General features: G+C 49.8%; 22 protein-coding genes. 16 read left to right on the forward strand and 6 right to left on the reverse strand.

The annotated features are described in order from the left end of the window. Positions 1-13: 13 nt before the first annotated feature. Positions 14-610: a TetR/AcrR family transcriptional regulator gene (locus AAC007_RS01560; RefSeq protein WP_339674304.1), complete on the reverse strand. Its 597-nt coding sequence runs from the start codon at positions 608-610 to the stop codon at positions 14-16. Positions 611-759: 149 nt separating this feature from the next. On the opposite strand from AAC007_RS01560, the gene AAC007_RS01565 reads away from it, so the two are divergent. The 3 genes from AAC007_RS01565 to AAC007_RS01575 all read left to right on the forward strand — a co-directional run bounded on the left by AAC007_RS01565 (position 760) and on the right by AAC007_RS01575 (position 3,395). Next, positions 760-1,674 (forward strand): alpha/beta hydrolase, encoded by a 915-nt coding sequence (locus AAC007_RS01565; RefSeq protein ID WP_339674305.1) that lies wholly within the window; start codon positions 760-762, stop codon positions 1,672-1,674. Between the two features lie 292 nt (positions 1,675-1,966). After that, complete coding sequence (locus AAC007_RS01570; protein WP_339674308.1) at positions 1,967-2,446, forward strand: DUF411 domain-containing protein; 480 nt, start codon at positions 1,967-1,969, stop codon at positions 2,444-2,446. 370 nt (positions 2,447-2,816) lie between these two features. Further along, the gene (locus AAC007_RS01575) at positions 2,817-3,395 is read left to right on the forward strand and encodes a TetR/AcrR family transcriptional regulator (protein ID WP_339674310.1); all 579 of its coding nucleotides are present in this window, start codon (positions 2,817-2,819) and stop codon (positions 3,393-3,395) included. Positions 3,396-3,413: 18 nt separating this feature from the next. Here AAC007_RS01575 and AAC007_RS01580 read toward each other — a convergent pair whose 3' ends face one another. From AAC007_RS01580 to AAC007_RS01600, 5 genes are all read right to left on the reverse strand, one after another. Then, positions 3,414-4,460 (reverse strand): NAD-dependent epimerase/dehydratase family protein, encoded by a 1,047-nt coding sequence (locus tag AAC007_RS01580; protein ID WP_295877426.1) that lies wholly within the window; start codon positions 4,458-4,460, stop codon positions 3,414-3,416. Between the two features lie 18 nt (positions 4,461-4,478). Then, complete coding sequence (locus AAC007_RS01585; protein ID WP_339674314.1) at positions 4,479-5,156, reverse strand: sterol desaturase family protein; 678 nt, start codon at positions 5,154-5,156, stop codon at positions 4,479-4,481. A gap of 26 nt (positions 5,157-5,182) precedes the next feature. Then, positions 5,183-6,793 carry an aldehyde dehydrogenase family protein gene (locus AAC007_RS01590; protein ID WP_339674316.1) on the reverse strand — a complete coding sequence of 537 codons (1,611 nt, stop codon included), beginning with the start codon at positions 6,791-6,793 and terminating at the stop codon, positions 5,183-5,185. A gap of 19 nt (positions 6,794-6,812) precedes the next feature. Then, positions 6,813-8,423 (reverse strand): GMC family oxidoreductase, encoded by a 1,611-nt coding sequence (locus tag AAC007_RS01595; protein ID WP_339674318.1) that lies wholly within the window; start codon positions 8,421-8,423, stop codon positions 6,813-6,815. A gap of 231 nt (positions 8,424-8,654) precedes the next feature. Then, on the reverse strand, positions 8,655-9,800 hold the full coding sequence (locus AAC007_RS01600) for a MarR family transcriptional regulator (RefSeq protein ID WP_339674320.1): 1,146 nt from the start codon (positions 9,798-9,800) through the stop codon (positions 8,655-8,657). Positions 9,801-9,947: 147 nt separating this feature from the next. Here AAC007_RS01600 and AAC007_RS01605 point away from each other — a divergent pair, with 147 nt between their 5' ends. The 13 genes from AAC007_RS01605 (at position 9,948) to AAC007_RS01665 (ending at position 23,200) form a co-directional block, all read left to right on the forward strand. Beyond that, positions 9,948-11,153 carry a cytochrome P450 gene (locus AAC007_RS01605; protein ID WP_339674321.1) on the forward strand — a complete coding sequence of 402 codons (1,206 nt, stop codon included), beginning with the start codon at positions 9,948-9,950 and terminating at the stop codon, positions 11,151-11,153. Positions 11,154-11,162: 9 nt separating this feature from the next. Beyond that, positions 11,163-12,044 (forward strand): NAD(P)-dependent oxidoreductase, encoded by an 882-nt coding sequence (locus tag AAC007_RS01610; protein ID WP_339674323.1) that lies wholly within the window; start codon positions 11,163-11,165, stop codon positions 12,042-12,044. Between the two features lie 52 nt (positions 12,045-12,096). After that, positions 12,097-13,557, forward strand: a complete 1,461-nt coding sequence (locus tag AAC007_RS01615; protein WP_339674325.1) for an aldehyde dehydrogenase family protein — start codon at positions 12,097-12,099, stop codon at positions 13,555-13,557. Positions 13,558-13,566: 9 nt separating this feature from the next. Beyond that, positions 13,567-14,352 (forward strand): SDR family oxidoreductase, encoded by a 786-nt coding sequence (locus AAC007_RS01620; protein WP_339674327.1) that lies wholly within the window; start codon positions 13,567-13,569, stop codon positions 14,350-14,352. A gap of 10 nt (positions 14,353-14,362) precedes the next feature. Continuing rightward, positions 14,363-14,683, forward strand: coding sequence for a 2Fe-2S iron-sulfur cluster-binding protein (locus AAC007_RS01625; protein ID WP_339674329.1), 321 nt, complete (start codon positions 14,363-14,365; stop codon positions 14,681-14,683). A gap of 34 nt (positions 14,684-14,717) precedes the next feature. Then, on the forward strand, positions 14,718-15,458 hold the full coding sequence (locus tag AAC007_RS01630; RefSeq protein ID WP_339674332.1) for an SDR family oxidoreductase: 741 nt from the start codon (positions 14,718-14,720) through the stop codon (positions 15,456-15,458). Positions 15,459-15,472: 14 nt separating this feature from the next. After that, the gene (locus tag AAC007_RS01635; RefSeq protein WP_339674335.1) at positions 15,473-15,865 is read left to right on the forward strand and encodes a carboxymuconolactone decarboxylase family protein; all 393 of its coding nucleotides are present in this window, start codon (positions 15,473-15,475) and stop codon (positions 15,863-15,865) included. 2 nt (positions 15,866-15,867) lie between these two features. Further along, positions 15,868-16,293 (forward strand): nuclear transport factor 2 family protein, encoded by a 426-nt coding sequence (locus AAC007_RS01640; RefSeq protein ID WP_295877465.1) that lies wholly within the window; start codon positions 15,868-15,870, stop codon positions 16,291-16,293. A 160-nt stretch (positions 16,294-16,453) separates the two neighbouring features. Further along, a complete protein-coding gene (locus tag AAC007_RS01645; protein ID WP_339674338.1) occupies positions 16,454-18,100 on the forward strand; it encodes a cytochrome P450 in 1,647 nt (548 codons plus the stop codon). A 4-nt stretch (positions 18,101-18,104) separates the two neighbouring features. Then, complete coding sequence (locus AAC007_RS01650) at positions 18,105-19,112, forward strand: NAD-dependent epimerase/dehydratase family protein (protein ID WP_339674341.1); 1,008 nt, start codon at positions 18,105-18,107, stop codon at positions 19,110-19,112. Between the two features lie 51 nt (positions 19,113-19,163). Continuing rightward, positions 19,164-19,802, forward strand: coding sequence for a hypothetical protein (locus tag AAC007_RS01655; protein ID WP_295877953.1), 639 nt, complete (start codon positions 19,164-19,166; stop codon positions 19,800-19,802). 52 nt (positions 19,803-19,854) lie between these two features. Further along, positions 19,855-20,640 (forward strand): hypothetical protein, encoded by a 786-nt coding sequence (locus AAC007_RS01660; RefSeq protein WP_295877954.1) that lies wholly within the window; start codon positions 19,855-19,857, stop codon positions 20,638-20,640. A gap of 28 nt (positions 20,641-20,668) precedes the next feature. Next, complete coding sequence (locus tag AAC007_RS01665; protein WP_339674345.1) at positions 20,669-23,200, forward strand: TonB-dependent receptor; 2,532 nt, start codon at positions 20,669-20,671, stop codon at positions 23,198-23,200. Positions 23,201-23,202: the final 2 nt, after the last annotated feature.

Raw genomic sequence — 23,202 nt, forward strand, 5'->3', positions numbered from 1 at the left:
TTTACCTATTATGTTATAAGTGCTCGAAATAACTGGCTAGCATGCTTGCGCCCAGCTCCAGCGTCGTTTCCTTTGATTGGTCTGGTTTTCCGAATACATGGCGGTGTACCAATCCTTCGGCCATCGCGAATAAGTTAAATGCAACGGCCTCGGCATTTTCAATATTAAAGCTGCGCACGAAATGTAATACGCGCTCGTCCAATAGAATTTCACCTTGCTTCAAAATTTCTGCGAGTTGCGGATCCAGGGTCTTGCGATGTTCTAATACTTGGTGCAATTCTGGTTCCGCTTCGTGGAAGGCATAAATCAGCTTGAGCACATAGTGGAATATATCTTTGGTGGTATTAGCTTGTTCACTTATCGATATGAATTCGGTTGTCGATGGTACTTGTTGATAAAGATCTTCGATGCGCTGTTGCGCGATAACGCACAAAATGTCTTCTTTGTTTTCGAAATATTGATAAAAGGTGCCGGTTGCAACGCCGGCTCTACTCGCGATTGTCTTTGCCGTGGTGTTGTCATAACCCTGCTCAACAAAGCACACTTTCGCTGCGCTAATTAAAGCGCTGCGTTTTTGCTTGGCCCTAGCTTGGGTAGGAATTGCTTTCATTGTGGCGCTCTAATATTGAATTTTGTTGGTGTTGTTTGAGTAAGTGTTGTTGGCAATATAGTCAAAACTTGAACTAGACGTCAAGTTCGGCTTTAATTGAAAAGCGCACAGTTCTGGTTTATCAGCCGTCGTCTAAGTCTGGAGTCGAGATGAGTTTTGAAAATGCGGGTAACTTGCAAAACGATCTTGCCGCGTGGAAGGCAAGTGGAGAGTACTTGGAGATATCTGGCCATCAAATATTTGTAAAAGACGAGGGCGATAGTCAATTACCGGTGTTGTTGCTGATTCACGGCTTTCCAACCTCAAGCTGGGATTGGTCAGGCGTTTGGGATGAGCTAAAGACCCATTTTCGCTTAGTCGCTCTCGACATGCTGGGTTTTGGTTTCTCTGATAAGCCCAATGTGAGTAGTTACTCGATTCACGGTCAGGCCGACATTGTCGAGGCGCTTATAGCGGCTAAATCCTTAGACAGCTTTCACGTGTTGGCTCACGATTACGGCGACACGGTCGCACAGGAACTTTTGGCTAGGCAGCAGAGTGGCGCGGGAATAGGCCGATGGCTGTCGTGTTGCTTTCTAAACGGCGGTCTATTTCCAGAAACCCATCACGCCTTATTAACGCAGAAATTACTGCTAAGCCCGTTGGGGCCGCTGGTGAATAAATTAGCCGGATTTAAGCGGTTCAGCGCTAACTTTAGCTCGGTTTTTGGCCCGCATACTAAGCCGACGGCGGAGGAGTTGGCGTTGTTTTGGCAGATAATTAATGAGAAAGACGGCAAACATATTTTTCATAATTTAATTACCTATATGCGAGATCGTAAACTGCATCGCGAGCGTTGGGTAAAGGTCTTACAACAATCTGCTATTCCCCTGGCACTAATTAATGGCTCCCTTGATCCTGTGTCAGGTGCTCATATGGTCGCGCGCTATCAAGAGCTCAACTGCCGGCTGGACTACCTCGGTGTATTGGCGGAAATTGGGCATTATCCTCAGGTAGAAGATTCAACCGGAGTTGTTAAACACTACCTTACCTTTATGGACGGGATAGGATATCAATCGAAATAGCCAAACCTTAGTAGACTTTATGGGTGGCGCAGTCGTTGAGAAAACACCTTTAATTCGACGAATAACAGTATTTTATTAGTTTGTGCGAATAAGCTGAGTAATTGTTCGGTAGTGATTTTTGATTGGCAATAGTAAAAGAGAAGGCCGCTGAGCCAAGGTTTGCTATCATCAGCGGAGGTAGTTCGGCTTTCGTTATGTGTCATAGATGTGCGGAAGTATTACGTGTAGAAATGAGTGTATTAGAATCAGACTTTTAAAATTGAGCTCGTTGATAAGATTTAAGGGTGTCTTGATGAATATATTTAATAGAATTTTCGTTCTCTGTTTATTGCTAAGTGCTAACGTTGCTTTTTCTGAAACGGGATCGCCGGGAGCAACCGCACTAGACGTGTTTAAAAGTCCCTCCTGCGGCTGCTGTGGAAAGTGGGTTGAGCACATTGAAGAAAATAGCTTTACTGCGACGGTTCAGCATCCCTCTAATTTGAATGAGACTAAGGCCGCATTGGGTATTCCACCAAATTTAAGTTCGTGTCATACCGGGGTTAGCGCCGAGGGCTACTTCTTTGAAGGTCACGTACCCGCTAGTGTGATGGCGCGATTTTTAGCAAACCCACCGGCCGACTCTGCGGGATTAGCCGTGCCCGGCATGCCTGCAGGTAGTCCTGGTATGGAGATGGGTAGCCAGTTCACGCCATACAATGTTGTGCTTGTGAAGAAGGACGGTTCTAGTGAGGTCTTTGCGCGTATGATGTCTTATGACGATCAGTTTTAGTCTCGTCGTTAGTAGTGTGTGGTGTGCTTGGATCACTTAAAGAGGGCGATACTGTGGGGCCTGGAGCGGCCCGTTGAGTGCATGAAAAACACGACGTAGTGTTGGCTTCGTGCCTAATGGATTCAGGATCGGATACACCAAATCTTAATTGAATGTCGTCTCCCTGTTGCAGTGCGACTAATGCCACGAGTTTGTAATGTCGTCAAATTCCACGGCGTAATCGCCACCAATTTAGTGCGCGGCTTCCAGACATTGAGTGCCGTTAACTTTGTTGTCAAAGATAGCTTTTCTTATTCCTAGCCACTAAAATTAGGCTTTACGAAAAAACACTCTTTATAAGATTGTAAACAGGAAAGCCACTTACCTATTTATGGATATTTTCGGAACAAAACCCGTCTTCAATGAAACCCAGCAGCGCATTATAGACGCCGCTACCAGTTGTGTTAAACGCTGGGGAGTAGAAAAGACCAGTTTAAACGATATTGCCAAAGAAGCCGGTGTGACGCGGCCAACGGTATATAATTACTTCCCCAATCGACAAGATATATTGAGCACGGCGCTCGTGCAGTCGACCTATGATTTTGCCGAGCGACTTTATACGCATTTTAGAAAGTTTAAAACACCCCGCTCACGTCTTTTGGAAGCGGTGCTTTTCTGTGTTGAAACCCTGCCCAATGAACATTCGCTCACTTTGCTCACCGGCTCAGATCTGTCGGTATTCGTGAACGAGGGTGCACTGACCAATGAATTTAGTCAGCAAGTGCGGCTCAGTTTGTTCAAAGAGATATTGAAAGATAGTGGCTTGAGTGAGGCTGAGCTTGTCGAGTTAACCGAATTCGCCACCAGAATGCTGCTGTCATTATTAATGACACGCAGCGCCATTCCCCGCGATAGGGGGGCGCTGAAGGGTTTCCTTGAGCGCAGAATGTTGCCGGGTTGCGGATTGTAGGGTGGTCATTACCGGCAGCTACGCCGGCAATTTTTGCGCTGTGTCCAGGGCGCCACCGTTTTTATGGTGTGCGCCGACGGTAAGCTTAATTCCTTGCTCCAGATTGACTTTGGGCTTCCAGCCGAAATCGCGATAGGCCTTTTCAATACTGTAATAATGGTGGGTGACCATATAGCGGATGGCGAAACGGGTCATGCCGTTTTCACTATTTAGCGTGCCCCCTTTTAACGTATCAAGTCCTTCCATGATCGCCGCGGCCGTGTAAGCCAGCCAGAAAGGCACCTTTTTGGTGATGGGTGGGTGACCTAGTTCAACGGCAATTTTTTCGACAAAATCAAAGAAGGCCATTGGCTCGCCATTGGTAACGAAGTAGGCCTGCCCGCAGACCGGTGAGCCGGCCACGAGATTTTCTTCCGCCGCCAAAACCGCGTCCACCATATTACTTATATAGGTAAAGTCGGATAGCTTGTCGCGATTACCCACGGCGCGGGTCAAACTGCCGTTGGCTATTTTTTCGAGTATGGCGGGTAAAAAACGGTTGTCACCCTCGCCAAATACGACGTGGGGGCGAATAGCGCAGACTTGGGTGAGGGTAGTGCCACTAAATGCCAACACGGCTTTTTCAGCCTTGATTTTACTGTCGGCATAGGGCGCCTGCGATATCGACGAGTAGGGTAAGGTTTCGTCACCGTATTCTATGTCCTTGCCTTCGTAGACTGCACTGGCCGAGCTTATATAAACCAGGCGCGGAATCTTGTTCGCGACACAGGCTTCCATAATGTTCAATGTGCCGTCATAGTTCACTGCCCATACAGCGGCCTCTTGGTTGTGCTTGGTGTGCACAATTGAGGCGTTGTGAACAATAGTATCCGCACCTTGGCAGGCGTCGATAAGCGCTGCTTTGTCGCAAATATTGATGTTGATAAACCTCACGTCATCGCGAAAGGCGCTTCCACCAAAATCGAGGACAGTGACCTTGTGTCCCGCGTCTGCAAAGCCGTTGACCAAGTTGCGGCCAATAAACCCGCAGCCACCCGTTACCACAATATTTCGTTTCGTTGTCATAACATGTCCCTGTTTATATTATTTTGCGGTGCCGAACATTTGGTCCCAGAATGGGAAAATAGACGCGTAATTCGCGTTTAAATGTTTGCCGTGGTGAATGTCGTGTTTTATAGCCCAGAAATTTAGCAGCCGTAGGGCGGGGTGCGGAAACACCAGATTCGAGTGCACAATAATATTGACACTGGTATAGATGAAAAACATGATCGCGAACGCGGTGGTGCTGATTGGGCCCAATATAACTACGGCAATAAAAAGCAGAGATACACCCAAGATATTTTCCAAAGGGTGCAGGTAGGTGCTCTCGACCGAGGTTGGGAAGCGCACGTAGTGGTGTACACCATGCACATATTTCATCACTTTGGGATAGTGCATGCCGCGATGAAGAAAATAATACATGAAGTCATATAGCATCAGTGATGCCAGCACTTCGCCGACCAAGGTTGCGACCGACGTCGAGCCAACATAGACCAACTTGTCGCCAAGGTAATAAAACGCAGCGACAAACAGCAGTAGTGAAAGCAGCATATTTAGACTGACATTGATGTATTTTTTGCCAGTAGGAATACGATTGCGCTCTGGCGTGCGGATACGATACTTGCCAAAGCGTTCTGATTGCACCGCCCACGTCATAAAGCCGATTAATACGGTGTTCGTCACGAAGACCGCAGCGATCATAATTAAAAAGTATGTGTTCATAAAAATCTCACGGCGCTTAGCCTGGTCTATCCGTTCTTTTTAAGAGAAAGTGAAATAAGTTTGCACAGATGTTTGAGTTTCTGAATTAGGCCATTTGAAAACATCATGCGCGTTGACGCTAAGGCTACGTCGTAGTCGCTCGCCCCGACTGGAAAGAGTTTGGGCGGAATTTCAAATGGAAAGCGGTCGCTTAAAACGGCCTTTTGATTGGTGTATGCACGCAAGCCGTCACGGCCATTCATGCGTCCAAAGCCAGAGTATTTAACGCCGCCAAAAGGCAAATCCTGGTTTAGGTAACACAGCCCGAAATCATTGATGCAGGTAGCGCCGGCCTCTAGTTGATCGGCGATCTTTTCGCCGCGACGGCGACTTTTGGTAATAACGGAGGAGTGCAAACCGAAGTCTGTGCTATTAGCCAGCGCGATCGCTTCTTCATCACTACTCACTCTCATGATTAGCATGACCGGGCCGAAAACCTCTTCGTAACTGATGGCCATGTCTGGGCTAACGTCGGCCAAGATTGTCGGTGGATAGTAATTGCCTTGGAGGTCCTCGTTGATAGCGCCTCCGCAAATAACGCGAGCCCCTTTGGCGATGGCATCTTTCACGAGCTTGTCGACAATGGCGACCTGAAGTGGAGAGGTCATGGCGCCCACATCAACATTGCCACCTTTTTGGGGCGGTCCCTGGCGCAGTGCACAGGCGACTGTGCTCACTTGCTCTAAAAATGCCTTGTACACTTTGTTGTGAACAATGATTCGCTCTGAGGCAATGCAGTTCTGCCCCAGATTGATAAAGTTGCCACCTAATGCGGAGTGAACTGCTTTATCCAGGTTGGCATCTTCGCAAACAATAAGCGGGTCTTTGCCGCCAAGTTCCATTACTACCGGCACGATATTTTTGGCGCTGCCTTCGATAATGCGGCGACCGTTTCCCACCGAACCGATAAATAATATTTTTTGAATATTGCTTCTCACCAGGGCGGCGCCAGTGTCGCCATAGCCATTGATAATTTGCACGGTATCGCTGGAGAACCCTTCTTTTTCCAGTGCTTGATTGGTAATTTCCTGAAATTTACTCGATGACCAGGCGACCATTTCAGACGCTTTGATGATGACCGCATTACCCGCCATTAAGGGAGCGCCCAAGGAGCTTATTATATTTTGTAGTGGGTAGTTCCACGGCACGATACACGCAACAACGCCTAATGGCCGGTATTCAATTCGGCCTTTCTTATGCATTAACAATCCGGAGCTGACTTTCTCCGAACGGAGATGTCGCTCGCCGTTTTTAATTAGCCATTTCAGTTTATTGCAGGCGGCAAAAATTTCGCCAAGCAGGGCGTTTTCGTAGGTTTTTCCGGAATCTTGCACGATGTAATCGCAAAGCTCGTCGGCATTGTTCAGCAGGTAATCAAGAATATGTTGTAGTACCGCGCGCCGCTGTTTGAAACTGCTTTTGGCCCAGGTTTTCTGCGCGCGGTGTGCGCTTTCTACCGCCGCATCTACTTCACTTGCAGATAGTGCCGCAACTTGTCCCAGCGCGTGACCATTTGCCGGGTTGCTGCACAAGATCATTGCCGGTGAGGGCATTTCCGTTTTCGCAATATCTACTTCAACAACACTGGTATTCATCATTATTATCCGTATTGGTTTTTCAAAGTGAGTGGCCGGCGAGAATGAAGTCCGCCGCGCGATAGGCAATCATCATTGTTGGCGCGTTTATAGCCGAAACCGGAATTTCGGGAATAGCCGAGGCGTCGGCAACGCGAATGTTCGCTACGCCTTTTAAGCGCAATTCTAAATCGACGGGCTGTTTATCGGTCTCGCCCATCGCGCAGGAGCCGCAATAGTGGAAGGTGGTCATTGTTGCCGCTTCAGCCCATTTTCTGACTCGTGTCTTATCGTCTGATTTGCCACCCAGGCTCATGGCTTTATTGCCCCATGCCGCCATCCCTGCTTGTTCGGCAATCTTTTTCGCGGTGGCAACGCCGGCCAGCAGCGTGTCCATGTCGCGTCTTTCGCTGTAGTAAGCGGGATCGATTCTGGCTTGTTGCTCGGGGTCTGCCGACAGCAGGCCAATACTGCCACGGGATTCTGGCTTACCCAGGATGACCACAATGCCGTATATTTTTTCTACGTAGCTGCGAACAGCCGCTAGTTTAAAGGCGAGGTTTATCGCCCCGCGCAACAAACTGCGCAAGGTTTTGATTTTGTATAGGCGGCCTGGCAGGGCGAGTACCGGCGCCATTCTCAGCATCGACTTGTGTAAAGTGAGGGGGGCAGAGAACAGGACATAGCAGGTATCGGCTTGACCACTGGCTAGCTGCGTACGGGGATTGGCGCGGTTAAATCCGTAAAGCTGCGGGTAGCCAAAATCAATGGGATTTTTAGCGCGATAAAACATGCAAACGTTGGGGTGGTCGTGGAGGTTTTGGCCGACGCCGTCTGACTCTACGTCTACCGTAATGCCGACTGGTTCCAACTCATTGCGCGGCCCAATCCCTGACAACATCAATAGTTTTGGCGTTTCTAATGCGCCCGCGCACATGATGACTTCGCGCTTGACGCTGGCTTCGTGCATTGCACCTTGGTGGCGGTAGCGCACACTAGTGACGACATGCCGATTATCGTTGTCACGACGTAGGCAGAGCTTATGGACATGAGCATCGGTTTTAACAGTGAGATTCTGTGGCGGCTCGTCACGTATAAACGCAACGTAAGAGCTGCGACGCTTATCGCCCTCAAAATTCATCGCGTTGTAGCCGATTTTATTATTGATGCTGCCGTTGTTTAAATCCTGTTCTCGGCTAAACCCAAGAGCGGCGCTAGAATGAATAAATAGTTCGGTGAACGGGCTGCCGGCTCGGCTTCTTGGGCGCAAGGTCTCTTCTAGTTTAATAAATGTTGGCTCTACGTCCTGCCAATGCCAGCCCTTGGGCCATTGGGCAAAATCGAGTTTGTCGCCACGGGTGTAGACCATACCGTTTACTGCACCGCTACCGCCCATACCGCGGCCACTGCCGGCAAAAAGGCTGCGGTTGCCGCAGTTGTCCTGCGCCGTTGACGCCCTGTCGATGATGACCGCATCATTGGCAAAGGCATCGCGGAAACCATCTGCGTTGAGGGTTTCTGGATTGCGGTCTGCAGCTTGCCCGGCCTCTAAAAGTAGTACCTTTAAATTACCGTGGTTCGCTAAGCGAGACGCGACGATGCAGCCAGCTGATCCGCCTCCTACAACAATGTAATCAAAGACCTCTTGGCTCACGACTATTCCTTTTATTATGGCTGCGCTTGTGAACGATTTTGAGTTTATATTACTTTACACATATACATCAAGTGTAATGTGGTAAATATTTGTTCGCGGTGCCGATTGTGGCTGCTTTCAGTCAGAGTGACTGTTGGTGTGGCCTATCTGCGCATGTTCGGCTAAGAAAATGACGCGATAGCGGTCACGTACTTGGTGGTGAGCGACGGTCTTAAGTGCTGAGCTACTACTTCAATTTATCTGCAACTTTTGAATCAGCTTTTTAAATTCTTGCTGCTCTTTTGCGGTGAGGCGTGAATCAATCCATTTATCTATATTCTTATCGCCGCCTTCGCCCGCGAGTATCGCGGAGAAATGCTTAAGGACGCTTACTTTGCTGATGCTTTCCTGGGGGTTGTTGCGTGGCGTTTTGCTTAATATGGCTCTGACAGAATCGTCTTGATAGGGGCCGACACTGTGTGAGTTCAGGCCGAGTGCTTGGTGAAGTTGTGCCAGCTGTTTCGTCAATTTAGTAAAGGCGCGATTGCCAATCGTGGCCGTCATTTCTTGCTCTACTTCAGTCATCGCGGCGACGGAGTCATTTATTAGCGTTAAGCCCATTGGGGTGAAGCAGACATTGCGAACTCGCTTGTCAACTGAACTGTTCTCGCGGCGAACGTAGCCTCGCTGTTCCAGCTCTTTAACCAGCCTAGATATGGCCTGCGGCGATACGCCGTTGTATTCCGCAAGGTCGCTCATAGCCGAGCCATCCAGTGCCACGTATAGCAATACTTGTGCGTAGGAAAGCTGGAGTTCCAGATGGCCGCTGTTGGCAAGTTTGGCGGTTAGGCGACTGTGTAGGTAGCGACCGAGCATGCCGACTATCATTGTTGCGGTGTGTTCTATATCACTTTGCGAGGCGTTTTTTAGGGTCGCAAGTTCAGCGCTGCGACCCAGTGCGGCGAGTTTAGCGCTCATGTCTTGCAGGGCGGCTTCGCCCAGTAGCTGTGCAAACTCTTGATTGATTTCAATGAGTTGCAAGCCCGCGTCGGTGATTAATGCCCTACCTTGTTTGCTGAGTGAAATCAGTTTGGCGCGACCGTCCTCGCTGTCATTCTGCTGGAGAATGTAGCCTGCCTTTTTGATGGGCTGCAGTGATTGCAGACAGAGCTGCTTGCTCATATTGAGTAGCTCGGCCAGCTCAGTGAGTCGCATGGGTCGTTGGTAAAGCAGGTTGAGTGGCGCGCTGTATTGCATGGCTAATTGCGGGTAGCCAGCATCACTAAGTGTCTGCATCACTCTCTTTTCGGTATAGGCCGCAATATCACCTAAGTGGCGAATCGGATTGCTGCGATAGCGCGCCCAATTACTGGCGATTAACGTGTCTTCTTTAGTCAATTACGTGTGCCTAGCGTAGGGGTTAATACTAAACGGATATATATTAAATACTATTCATGTATTTACCAAATGTAAAACACTGTGTTACTTTAAATTTCACCCGATCACAGCGTAGCGGGTAAGACAATAATAACAATGAGGCACACGATGACCCTAGATACTGGGCGGTCGGCACCTGTGTTCGACCCGTACTCACATGCAATGCACGATGATCCATACCCGTCGTATGCGCGCTTGCGCGCTGAAGATCCAGTGCATTACAACAGCGAACACGGCTTTTGGTTATTTACTAAATGGGATGATTGCCACGCGGCGTTTCGTGATTTTAAAACCTATAGCAGTATCAATGGCCCGGCGCTAGAAGCTGATCAAAGTGCCAATGCGGGTTATCCCATGTTTATTAATATGGACCCGCCGAACCATACCCGTATACGCAAATTGCTTTCTGGCCTAATGGTGCCCCAGCGTATCAAGTCTTTAGAGGACTATACCCGCAAGAAGGCGATTGCCTTGCTGGAACCGATGCTGGCCGGCGGTGAGATGGATGTGATCAAAGATTTCAGCGCAATTCTGCCGATGGACGTGATTTCCACCATGATTCACGTGCCAGAATCAGAACAAGCCGATGTGCGGACGTGGGCGGACGATCTTATTTATCGCGAAGACGGTCAGTTCGGCTTGACCGATCGCAATGTAAAAGCCTACTTCAAAATAGCGGCTTACTTTGACGAGCTGGCAAAGTCCTTAGCTCATAAACCCTATGATCCCGATGATATGTTTAGCTGCGTTTTGCGTGCTGAGAAAGACGGCAAAATGACCCATGACGACGTCATTGGTTTCGGTATTTTACTTGCGGTGGCGGGCAATGAAACCACCACCAAATTAATCGGCAATATGGCTTATCGACTTTGGCAATACCCTGAGCAGCGTCAGCGTCTGCTCGACCACCCAGAGCGAATTGGCGATGCCGTGGAAGAGACGCTGCGCTTTGACGGCTCGAGTCAATTGATTGGCCGTACCGTAATGCAGGATGTTGAGGTGCGTGGCAAGAAGCTGAAAAAGGGGGATCGCGTTGGTCTCTGTATTGTGTCCGCCAGCCGCGACGAAGATCGCTATGACAATGCCGACGTTTACGATGTGTTTCGTGGCGAGCGGAATCACATGGCCTTTGGCGCCGGTATTCACTCCTGTCTGGGTGCCGCATTAGCGCGTTTAGAAGTTAGGGTCTGCTTTGAAGAACTGCTTAAACGCATTCCCCACTATGACGTAGACGTGGGTCGTGCAGATCGAACTCACAATCCAAATGTGCGGGGCTATACAACTTTACCTATTCGTTTTACGCAAACTTACTGAGGGCTTGCGATGATGCATTGTGGCTTTATTGGACTGGGCAATATCGGCAAGCCGATGGCGGAAAACCTAGCTAAAAAATGCGCGACATACGATATGGCGCTCACGGTGTTTGATGTTATGCCTGCGCCTATGGCGGATCTTGCTGCCTTGGGAGCGTCGACTGCAAATAGTCCGGAAGATATGGCAAAGCAGTGTGAGTTGATCGGTATTTGTGTTCGCAATGACGATGATGTTGAGCAACTTTTATACGGCGCTAACGGCCGGGATGGCATGTTAAAGCTGGGGCGGCCGAACGCGATTTTTGCGATTCACAGCACAGTGACTCGCGACAATATTGTGCGCTGGGCAGCAGACGCTAAACAACACAATATTCATGTTGTTGACGCGCCAATTACCGGCGGCGCTGGCGGTGCGGCGGCGGGTACCCTCTGCATTATGCTCGGTGCCAGTCCTGAGCTTAGCGAGCGTCTGCAGCCAATGCTGTCGTGCATGGCAAGCAAACTGGTTGCAGCCGGTGAGCCGGGGGCGGGTACGGTTTTAAAATTGGCGAATAATTTAATGAATTACACCGCCTTTACGGCGATCAGTGAAGCGACTGCATTGGTGAAGGCTGCGGGTGTTGATGTTGAAAAACTATTTGAAGTCGGTGAGGCCAATGGCGTGATTACGCCGATGGCAAAGCAGTTTGTCACCGGTCGAGATGGTCTGTTTTCAGGGTGTACAAAAGAAGAAATGTTTTCAATCTTTGGCCCCTTTGCGGGTTTGGCTGAAAAAGATTTGGACCATGCCCTGCATCTTGCAGCGCAATTAGGTTTGGAGTTTAGCGTAGCAAAAAAGGTGCGCGAGGGAATTCATCAAACCTTCCTAGAGGTGATTACCGCTAAGTGTTAAGTATCTAAATACCAGAATAAAATCGAGAAATAACTCGAATAGAGGAATTCAAATGTCATTTTTTGCCGAACAGCGGCTCTATATAGACGGAACATTATGTGATGCCGAGGGTGGTCGCGTTTACGACAATATCAACCCTCTTACCGAAGAGCTAGCCGGTGTTGCTGCGGACGCGAGTTGCGCCGATGCGGAGCGTACAATTGCGGCTGCACGCCGCGCCTTCGACGAGACGGAGTGGTCGCGGGATCATCGCGGTAGGGCAAAGATATTACGGCGCTTTGTGCAGGGATTAAATTCGCATATAGATGCGCTGCGCGCCGCGGTTGCGACTGAAACAGGGGCCACGCAATTTTTTGTTAACGGCCCGCAGTGCGACGGGCCGGTTGCGATGGCGTCGTGGCCGCTGGATTATTTAGAGCAATTCACTTGGCAGCGCGATATCGGCCACTATGAAGTGATGGGCATAAAAAGTCGTCGTATTGTTTTTAAAGAGGCGGCGGGTGTGGTGGCGGCAATTAGCCCCTGGAATTTTCCCATTCAAATTAATTTAGCCAAGTGTATGCCAGCGCTGGCGGCGGGCTGCACGGTGATATTAAAGGCTGCACCAGAAACGCCGTGGACCGCGTCGCTATTGGGGCGCATTGCTGAAGAGGCGGGCTTACCCGCAGGCGTGTTCAATGTGCTGACAGCCAAAGACCCTGCGGAAATTGGCGCCATATTGAGTACCGATCCGCGTATCGATGTGGTGTCTTTTACTGGCTCGACCGCCGTTGGCAAAACCGTTATGCGCAATGCCGCAGATACGGTTAAGCGCGTGTTTCTCGAGTTGGGTGGTAAGTCAGCGATGGTGGTATTGGACGATGCCGATCTCGAAAGTGCCTTGTTTGGTGTATTCGCTGTTTGCGCGCACAGCGGCCAGGGCTGCGCCATTCCAACCCGTCTTCTTATTCCCCGTGCGCGTTTGGCTGAGGCAGAGGCACTGGTAACAGCTTATTTAGGTGGTTTGTCTTATGGCAGCCTGGACACGAGTGCGGAAATGCAGGGGCCGCTAATCAGCGAGCGTCAGCGTCAGCGGGTACTGGCGTATATCGAACAGGGAAAGGCAGAAGGCGCGAGATTGCTCATGGGCGGCGGAGTGCCCGCTCATCTTAAACGGGGCTTCTTCGTCGAGCCGACGGTGTTTAGCGACGTTGATAATTCTATGAGTATCGCTCGCGAAGAAATCTTCGGTCCGGTGTTGGTCATCATCCCCTATGATTCCGAGGCCGACGCATTGCGCATTGCCAACGACTCTATTTACGGTTTGTCCGGCGCCGTTTACTCGGCGAGTGAGGAGCGTGCCATGAATTTTGCCAGCCGAGTTAGAAGCGGCACGATGATGGTTAACGGCGGTAATTTTCTCGGTCCGGATGCGCCCTTTGGTGGCTATAAGCAAAGTGGCAACGGCCGTGAGATGGGGCCGGAGGGGTTCGAAGAATATTTAGAAACCAAGACAGTGGCAGTTGCGGTATAGGAAGCGCGTATGAGTAATTTCCATCATCCTATCGCGGGTCATGTTTATGCAGTGACTGGTGCATCAAGTGGCTATGGCTTCGCGATAGCACAGGCAATTGTCGCCGCTGGTGCGGTGGTGGGCTTAATTGCGCGCGGCCAGGAAAATCTCGATTTAGCGCTGGCCACCATTGGCAGCGAAAACGGCTTTATTGCCACTGCGGATGTCAGTGATAGCAAACAGGCCGGCGCGGCACTGCAGAAAATTCATGCGCACTTCGGTCGCCTGGATGGCCTGGTCAACAATGCCGGGATGGCGCGGCCGGGGTCTATTGAAACCTACAGCGATGACGAAATTACCTCGCAATTGCAGCTCAATATTGCGGCGGCGATGTATTGCTCGAGGGCCGCCATTCCCTATTTAAAAAATGCGAATAACCCCCGTATTGTCAATATCAGTTCAGCCAGTGCAGAGCATCACGATGAAATGCAGGGCCTGTCATTGTACGCGGCGACCAAGGCTGCGCTGGAGCGATTGAGTCGAGATACCCGTCGCGAGGTTCAGGAGTATGGCATTGGTGTCACGATATTGCGGCCGGGTGCGGCGATGACTGAGTTTGTTGCTGACTGGGATATGGCGAAGCTAAAAACTGCCGTTGATGTTTGGAATGAGCGGCAAGGTCGCTGGATGGATAGTGGCATGGAGCCTGGGCACGTTGCCGATGCCTTGGTTTATTGCCTCGGCGTGCCGCCGGGCGTGTCGGTAGATTTACTTGAAGTGCGCCCGAATAAATTAGTCGAAAAGTTTAAATTCTAAAGAGTATGAGATGGTTGCTATTACTTATATAGAGCATGACGGCAGCGAGCACTGCGTCGATGTTGAAGAAGAAATGAGTCTTATGGAAGGGGCGAGCTTGAATATGGTGCCCGGCATTGAAGGCATGTGCGGTGGTATTTGCTCCTGCGCAACATGCCATTGCTTTATTGATCTAGAAGATCAGCAGCGACTTGCGAATATTAGTGAAGGCGAAGATGCCATGCTAGATGGCCTCGCAGATCGGCGGCCGGAGAGTCGTCTTTCCTGCCAAATTCCTGTTACGGACGCTTTGGCGGGTTTGCGCATTCGTTTGCCAATGAGTCAGGATTAGCTCGTAACTAAAATAATAACGGCGTGGGGGATGTATGACATTTAAAGACAAGGTGGTGGTGATCACCGGCGCGGGGCAGGGCATTGGCGAGTGCTATGCAAAGCGCTGCGCAGCGGAAGGGATGAAGATTGTTATTGCCGAACTCAATGTGGAGCAGGGGCAAAGGGTGGCGACACAAATTGCCGAGACCGGCGCCGAAGTTGCCTTTGTGCAGACCGATGTGGGGGACGAGCAATCGTGTTTGGACTGCGCCGCACAAACCGTAGCGCGATTCGGACGTATCGACTACCTCATTAATAATGCGGCGATCTTCGGCAATATGAAAATTGAAGGGTATTTAAATGTTGAGATGGACTACCTTGAAAAATTCATGCGGGTAAATGTCCACGGTAGCTTAATGATGGCCCGAGCTTGCGTGCCACACATGCCCAAGGGAAGCGCCATTGTGAATCAATCGTCCACCGCGGCGTGGATGAATATTGGGTTTTACGGGGTGGCCAAATTGGCACTCAATGGTTTAACCGGCTCGCTTGCCCGCGAATTGGGTTGGCGAAAAATTCGCATCAATGCCATCGCACCCGGTCCGACGGAAACGGAAGCACTGCGCAATACCGCTGGCGATTACGCGGATGAACTAGTGAAGCAAATGCCCTTGAGCCGCTTGGGTACACCAGAGGATATGGCCGACGCGGCGTTATTCCTGCTGTCGGATCAGGCATCTTGGATTACCGGTCATATTATGAATGTCGATGGCGGCCAATTTATGCGCGTCTAGCGCGGGAGAAGTGTATGAGTAATACCAAGCGAGAGCAGGGCATCGCAAAATACCACGAGGTGTATTGCAATCAATTACCTGAGCCACCCGCGGAGGGGCAAGATCGCTTTTTTGACTATATGCTCAGCTCCCTATTCGGTGATTTGTGGGCTAACGCGACCTTAAGTATTCGAGATCGGCGCCTATTATTGCTCGGTGCAATTGCGGCCCAAGGCGAAGATTTTACTTTCACTATTCAGGCGGAGTCTGCTTTTAAGCGCGGCGAACTGAGTGAGCTTGAGCTGGAAGAGGCAGTGTTATTTCTCACCCAGTATGTTGGCTATCCTCGCGCGTCGAAGATGCGTTTGGCGCTAATGGGCTTGATGGCTAAGTTAAAACAAGCCGATACCAAGGGTGCTGAGGTTTAGTTATGGGCTTGTTGCAAGAGAAGACCGAGCAAAACAGAGCGACGGCGATTCAGTTTATCACGCTGCTGTCTGCCGGCGACGTGGACGGTTTTATAGCGCTTTATCACCCAGAGGCAAGTCTGTGGACATCTGGCACCACATTAATATCTGGTCGCTACACGCGTGAACAGATAGAGGCAACGGCACATTTTGTGTTCGACGCGTTTCCAAATGGTTTGGCATTTTTTGTGCGGGGTGTTACCGCCGATGGCGATCGGGTGGCGGTGGAAGCGGAGAGCGAAGGTGAGCATATATCTGGGGTGGTGTATCAAAATTTGTACCACTTCCTGTTTGAGTTTAAAGACGGCAAGGTGCTTTGCCTTAAAGAGTATATGGATACCGAGCGGGTTACAGAGGTTCTTTGCGGTGGCCAGCGACCGTCAAAGTGATATTAATTCAAATGGATGATGTTTTAACTTTACACTTTGATGCAAGTTGTAATAATGTAAATTAATGATGCAGCGTGGAATAGATATAAAATTCCGCGACTAACTGATCCTTAAATTAAAATAATGCAAGAACTGCAATCGCAGTAATGAGGAGCAAAAGATGGCGGCGACTTCTGCAGTGACCAGCCCGCAAGGGCAAGAGCCACCTAAGGCCAAAGGCGGACTACCGGTTTTGGGGCAAATGTTGGGTTTCGCGCGCAACCCCTATCAGTTTGTAAAAAAATTGTCTGATGACCATGGGGATATTGTCAGTTTTCAAATGCTGGGTCAGCGCATTGTTCTGCTAACCGGCGAGGAAGCCAGTACATTATTTTACCGCTCTTCTGATGAACAAATGGATCAATCTGCCGCCTATAAACTCATGACGCCAATCTTTGGCGAGGGTTTGGTATTTGACGCGCCCAATGATCGTAAAAATGAGCAGCTCAAAATGTTGATGCCGTCCTTGCGGATGGAAGCGATGCGCGATCACTCGCATAAAATCGTCGGCGAGGTTGAGAGTGCAATTGAGAGCTGGGGGGAGAGCGGCGAAGTCGAGCTTGTTGATTTCATGAAGCGCTTGACGATCAATACCGCCAGTCACTGCTTGTTGGGAAAAGAATTCCGCTACGAATTAAGCGAAGAGTTTGCTGAAATTTACCACGACCTAGAGCAGGGCGTGCACCCCGTTGCCTATCATTTCCCCAATTTGCCCCTGGCACGTTTTCGCAAGCGTGATCGCGCGCGAGTGCGTCTGCAGGAGTTGGTGGGGAGTATTGTAAAGCGCCGGGAATCTCAGGCCGAGAAGCCATCGGATATGTTTCAAACCTTGATTGATATGCGGTATGAAGATGGCACCGCGCTCGATGACAATGAAATAACGGGTTTGCTGGTTGGTGCTATTTTCGCTGGTCACCACACTAGCTCTGGTACCGCCGCTTGGGTACTGCTCGAGTTACTTAAAAACCCCGCGATATGTCGCAACGTAAAATCTGAACTTGATGGTTTGCTTGGCGCAAGCGGTGAAGTGACTTTCCAAAATTTACGGGAAGTACCTCATCTGGAAAATACCTTGAAAGAGGTGCTTCGCCTTCACCCACCGTTAATTATTCTGATGCGCAAGGTGTCTGAGGATTTGCATTTTAGAGACTACACCATTAAAGCAGGGGATATGGTGTGGACGTCACCACCGGTAACCCATCGAATGTCTAGTCTATTTGCTAATCCTGAGGTGTTTGATCCCGATCGGTTTACGGCGGGGCGTGCAGAAGACAAACGCTTAATGGCGTATCAACCCTTTGGTGGCGGTAAGCATAAATGCTCTGGCAATGCCTTTGCCATGTTTCAGATTAAAGCCATATTTGCCGTGCTATTGCGCCGCTATGAATTTGAGTTGGTCGATTCACCGGCAAGCTATGTCGATGATTACGCGGAAATGATCGTGCAACCGAAATCACCTTGCCGCGTAAAATATCGCCGTCGCGATACAGCGAGCTTTGCTTCAGAGTTCGGCAATTCAGCGGCGTCATCTGCAGCCGGAACCTGCCCAGCTCACCAGGCGAAAGCGCCGTCTTTAAAAGTCAAAGTTGATATGGGTTTATGTCAAGGTCACGCCATGTGTGTGGGTGAAGCGCCTGACCATTTTAAAATCGACGGCAACGGGATTTTAAATATTATTAAAACTGATGTCAGTGATGAAGAAAAACAGCACGTCGCAAAAGCAGTAGAGTTTTGTCCTAATCAAGCATTGCGTTTAGAGACGGAGTAAATACGTGAAGGTATTTCTAACCGGCGCTACCGGATTAGTAGGTGCACATACCGGACTTGCCTTACTTGAGGCTGGTCATCAACTGCGGCTCCTGGTAAGGGATCAAGGCTTAGCGCAGGCGTGGTTTGCAGAGCGGGGCCATCAGATTGACGATTGCTGTGTTGCGGATATGCGCGACCGCGAGGCGGTCGCAAAGGGCATAGCGGGTTGCGATGCCGTCGTTCACGCTGCCGCGGTGGTGAATTTAGACACCCGTCAAGGTAAAGAGACCATGGCGGCTAATTTGGCGGGGGTGGACTCAGTCATTACTGCCGCGGTACGAATGGGTTTACAGAAAATACTCTATGTCTCTAGCGTCGCCATCTTCATGCATCCGCAGGCAAAGAGCCTCAGGGAAGACGGGTCACTGGCGGTAGTGGGTGAATCTTATAGCGGGGCAAAAATCGCCTGCGAACAAAAGGTGCGGGCTCTGCAAACCGAGGGAGCGCCGGTGACAATCAGCTATCCGGCAATGGTAGTCGGGCCCGACGACCCACGCTTGTCGGAAAGCAACGGCGCACTCAGTATTTTCGTCAATCGCTTTATACCGATTACGACGTCCGGCATGCAAATTGTAGATGCCAGAGATCTTGCCAAGGCGCACGTACAGCTATTGGAAGATGTGCCGCGAGGGAACTACTGTAACCGACGCTATGTGGTAGGTGGCCATTTCATAACATGGGCAGAGCTGGCGACAGCGATGTCTCTACAGCTGGCGCGCCCACTTCGCCGCCTGCCTATCCCCGCTGTTATTTTGCGCTGGAGCGGCGCCTTAATGGACGTGTTGAGAAAACTTATTCCTATCCAATTCCCACTGAGCAGTGAGTCGGCGCGACTAGTTACCTCATTAGTGCCAGCGGATTCCCGCCGCTTAATTAAAGAGTACGGGTTTAAATTTCGGCCCACATCGGAGACGCTTGCCGACGCTTTAGTCTGGCTCGCAGACAATAATCATATACCCGCTCAGCGCTGAGCGAGTACCTGGAATTCCAATAAAGTTAATAATAAATAGCAGGAGTTTAAAATGGCAGATAAGCGTGTTGCATCGATAGTTCCACCTAATAAATCTTATCCTCGGGAAGAGTTGGAGGAAATGGTCACCCGTTGGTTACAGGCCAATGTCGATTGTGAAAAGGACGGCGACTGGACTAAACATCTAGCTCCGATGTATGCCGAAAACGCTGTCTATGGCTGGAATATTGGCCCTAACGAGGAGTTTGTTGCCAACGGCCGTCAAGAGATATGTGACTTGGCGTTGGGCTATCAAATGAAAGGGTTTGAAGAGTGGGAGTACCCCTATCACGACATCATTATTGATGAGAAACGCGGTACGGTTATCGGTTTCTGGAAGCAGGTAGCACCCTATAAAAGAAAAGATGGCAGCTTCTATGAAATTGCCGGCATCGGCGGTTCCTGGTTTGAATACGGCGGCAATTATCAGTGGGCGTGGCAGCGAGACTTTTTTGACCTCGGCAATGCGAAAGACTGCTTTTTTCAGCTTGCAGGTGCAGGTGCTTTGGAGCCCATTGTTAAGGAAAAAATTCATCGTCAGGCGAAGGGTATTTTACTTCCCGGGCATCGCAAACTGCGTGAAGAACCCAGTCGCTATGAAAAAATCAGAAACTCGCTTGCCTTGGTAAAAATCGCATTGACCGGTCGTTAAACCGTCGTTGATTGTTGGCAATAAAAATAACGATAAATAGAGATGAGAAGCTATGTGGTTTTCAGATAATCCGGATAAGGCGTGGGTAGAAAAGTTTTTCCTAATGTATACCCCGGTTTGGATGGCGCTGATGGCGCTGATGATGGTAACGGGTTGGGCGCAGTCTGTCGGTGATAAAGTCTTATTGATTCACGCGGCGATTGTTGCCCTTCCGATACTGATTATTCCCGCGCTATTGAATAGCCGTAAGTCAGCGACGCCCTGGCACGAGAGCTATTGGCTGAAGGCGAATATCTATCTTTTTGTTTTTGGATTTTTCGGAAACTATTTTGGGTCTGAGTATTTCTTTGATGTGTTGGGAATGGTCTACCACTATCCAAATGCAAGTACGAATTTGGACTCTGCTCTGCTAGGTAGTGGTGAGCAGAGAGTTCCTCTTATTATGTACTTTTATACACACGCCTATTTTATGACTTATCACGCTACTGCGAATATCGTGCTGCGGCGACTGCGAAATTTAAATATTCCCGGCGGAATTGCCTTGTTTCCAGTAATGGTTTTTGCCGTAGGGTATGTGTGGGCGTGGGCAGAGACGCGTGCCATGGCAAACCCGATGCTAGCGGAGAGTTTCTACTATCAAGATATGGCGAGGATGTTGGCCTACGGTTCAGCAATCTATGCCATTTACTTTATTGCTAGCTTTCCTATCTATTACCGAATTGACGAGCGTCGCGGCCAGTCGTGGTCACTGTGGGTAACTGCGTCTGCGGGTATGGCGGCCAGTATGCTGACATTTTATATGTTGGACTTTGTGGCTCATTGGATCGGTGCGCTTTAGTACACACATAATAATAAGGGGTGTTTAGATGGATCTTGAAATTTCTACACCATTGAGAAAATGGTTAGTTTACTCAGTGCTGTCTACAGCGATGTACTCTTCGACGGTTTTTGCCCAGCAGCAAGAACCAGTCGCTGTTGAGAAGAAACGCAGCTCGCAAATGCTTGAAGAGGTGTTTGTTACCGCTCGAAAACGGGTTGAGAGCTTGCAGGAAACACCGGTGGCAGTCACTGCGATGGGGGCAGAGGCGCTTCGAGAGGCGGGTATCGCTAGTATCACAGATTTGCAGGGTTCGGTTCCCAGTCTTCAGTTTGGTGAAAGCGGTTCTAAGACCCCAGCCATTTTCATTCGTGGCGTTGGTCAGCGCGAGGCAACGTCGGTACTGGATCCCGGCGTCGGGGTTTATCTCAATGGGATTTATATTGCCAGACAAGATGGCCAGCTACTGGATACCGTTGATACAGAAAGTATTCAGGTTTTGCGGGGGCCTCAGGGAACGCTGTTTGGTAAGAATAATACTGGCGGTGCGATTCTGGTGAATACCATTGCTCCTGACACCCAGGAGGTCTCGGGCTCAGCGTTGGTGAACGTAGGTAACTTCGGCAGAAAAGATTTAAAGTTAAGCGGTAATGTCCCCTTGGCCGATGGTCGCGCGGCAATGCGGGTAGCACTGAATAGCCGGCGGTTAGATGGATACTTTGATAATGTGAATGGCAGTGGTGATTTCGCCGATGAAGATCGCCTAGCCCTATCTGCTCGATTTTTATGGTTGGCCACCGATGATTTGACGGTCGATGTTTTTGGTTACTGGAGTAAACAAAGCGAGTTGAGTACCGGGGTTACCTGTATATTTCAAAACCCGGATGCCAATGTCGCACAGTTGCGCTATCCAGGGCAGCCGCTATTTCAAGATGCCTGTGAAGAAAGTGAACGTCTAAGTCGCAGTAATAAGTTGTCGGTGAATCAGGATCACAGCGAAATTACCATGGAAAATCGCATGGCAGCGCTGACCCTTGACTGGTCTATTTCTGAAACCATGAGCCTTAAAAATATTACCGCATTTAGCTGGCAGGACGGCATAAACCGCAATGATGATCAGGACGGGACGTCAATACCGATTCTTGATAGCGGCACTAGCTCACTTAATCGCGCTTTGCGCGCCGATGGCAAAGCCGTGCCGGAAGAAACACGACTGCAATTCAGCGAGGAACTGCAGTTAAGTGGTACTGCGTTCGATGGAGATTTAACCTACACCACCGGTTTATTTGCCTCTGTTGAGGAAATTAAAAACAATGCTTTCAGTCAAGTTGTGGGCCCTAAGGGCTTGGCTGGCGTGAGACCCAGTACCGCTTGCGCATCGTTGTCGATTCCGATTTGTGGCCTAATCGATGATGCCCTTGTTTTCCCCTTGGCCAATATGTTTTCCAACCGCAGCGATTTAGAAAATACCAGCTTTGCCTTGTTTGCGCAGGGAACCTATAGCCTTACCGACTACCTGCAGCTAACGCTCGGCGCGCGCTATACATTTGAAGAGCGCGAGCGAGTAATGACCTTGTTTGAGGTAGATTCCTTGGCATATGGTCAACGAATAGGTGCCCTGTATATCGATGCGGCCGGTTTGTATAGCCCGATTCTAGTGGCACAGTTTGATCAGTTGGGGAATGACGTACCTGATTTGCCGCTTATAGTTAGGGATGATGCGGTAAGCGATCAGGCGGACTGGTCAAACTTTACGCCCTCAGCAACCCTTTCTGTTATTGCGCCAGATAGCTGGTTGTCGACGATGAAGCTCGATAGCTTTATGAGCTATTTTACTTACTCAGAAGGTTTTAAAGCTGGTGGTTTTGAGCCAAAAGGCCCCGAGCTGGTGTCCTTTGATCCTGAGGAAGTGGTTAACTATGAGCTAGGGGTTAAGCTGGACGCGCTCGATTCGAGACTTCGGGTAAATGCCGCGGTTTACACCATGAGTTATGAAGATATTCAAGTGCGCGTTGCCGAGCAGGGTGATCGCATCGCTGATCTGTTTTTGTATTTAAGTAACGCGGGTAAAGCGACTATCAATGGTGCGGAACTGGAAACGACCCTGGTGCTCGGCGACTGGTTTATTCAGGGCGGCTATTCGTGGACCGATGCCGAATACCAGGAGTTTGACGGCATCGTGGTTACGCCGGGGCAGGGAGAATCATTAGTCGACCGCAGTGACGAGCCCTTTGCACTGGTTCCTGAGCACACTTGGTCACTGGCATTAAGTTATCAATGGCTGACGCCTATCGGCATGTTTACCCCGAGACTATCTGCCTATTACCGAAGTGAATTATTTACCGGTATCGATTATTTGTCGGACGAGTATGAAAGCTCGTTTATAAAGGAAGAAACCATATGGAATTTCCGCTTGGGCTGGTATCCCTCTGAGGAGTTTCATGTCACTGCCTACGTCAACAACTTAACTGATGAGACGTATTTTAAAAGTGGCTTCGCGGTATCGGCATTGCTAGGCGCGGCGACGCTAACCCAGGGTGCGCCACGGGCAGCCGGTTTAGAATTTGCTTGGGAGTTTTAAAA

This window comes from uncultured Zhongshania sp., from assembly GCF_963975605.1.
Classification (GTDB): Bacteria; Pseudomonadota; Gammaproteobacteria; order Pseudomonadales; family Spongiibacteraceae; genus Spongiibacter; species Spongiibacter aquimaris.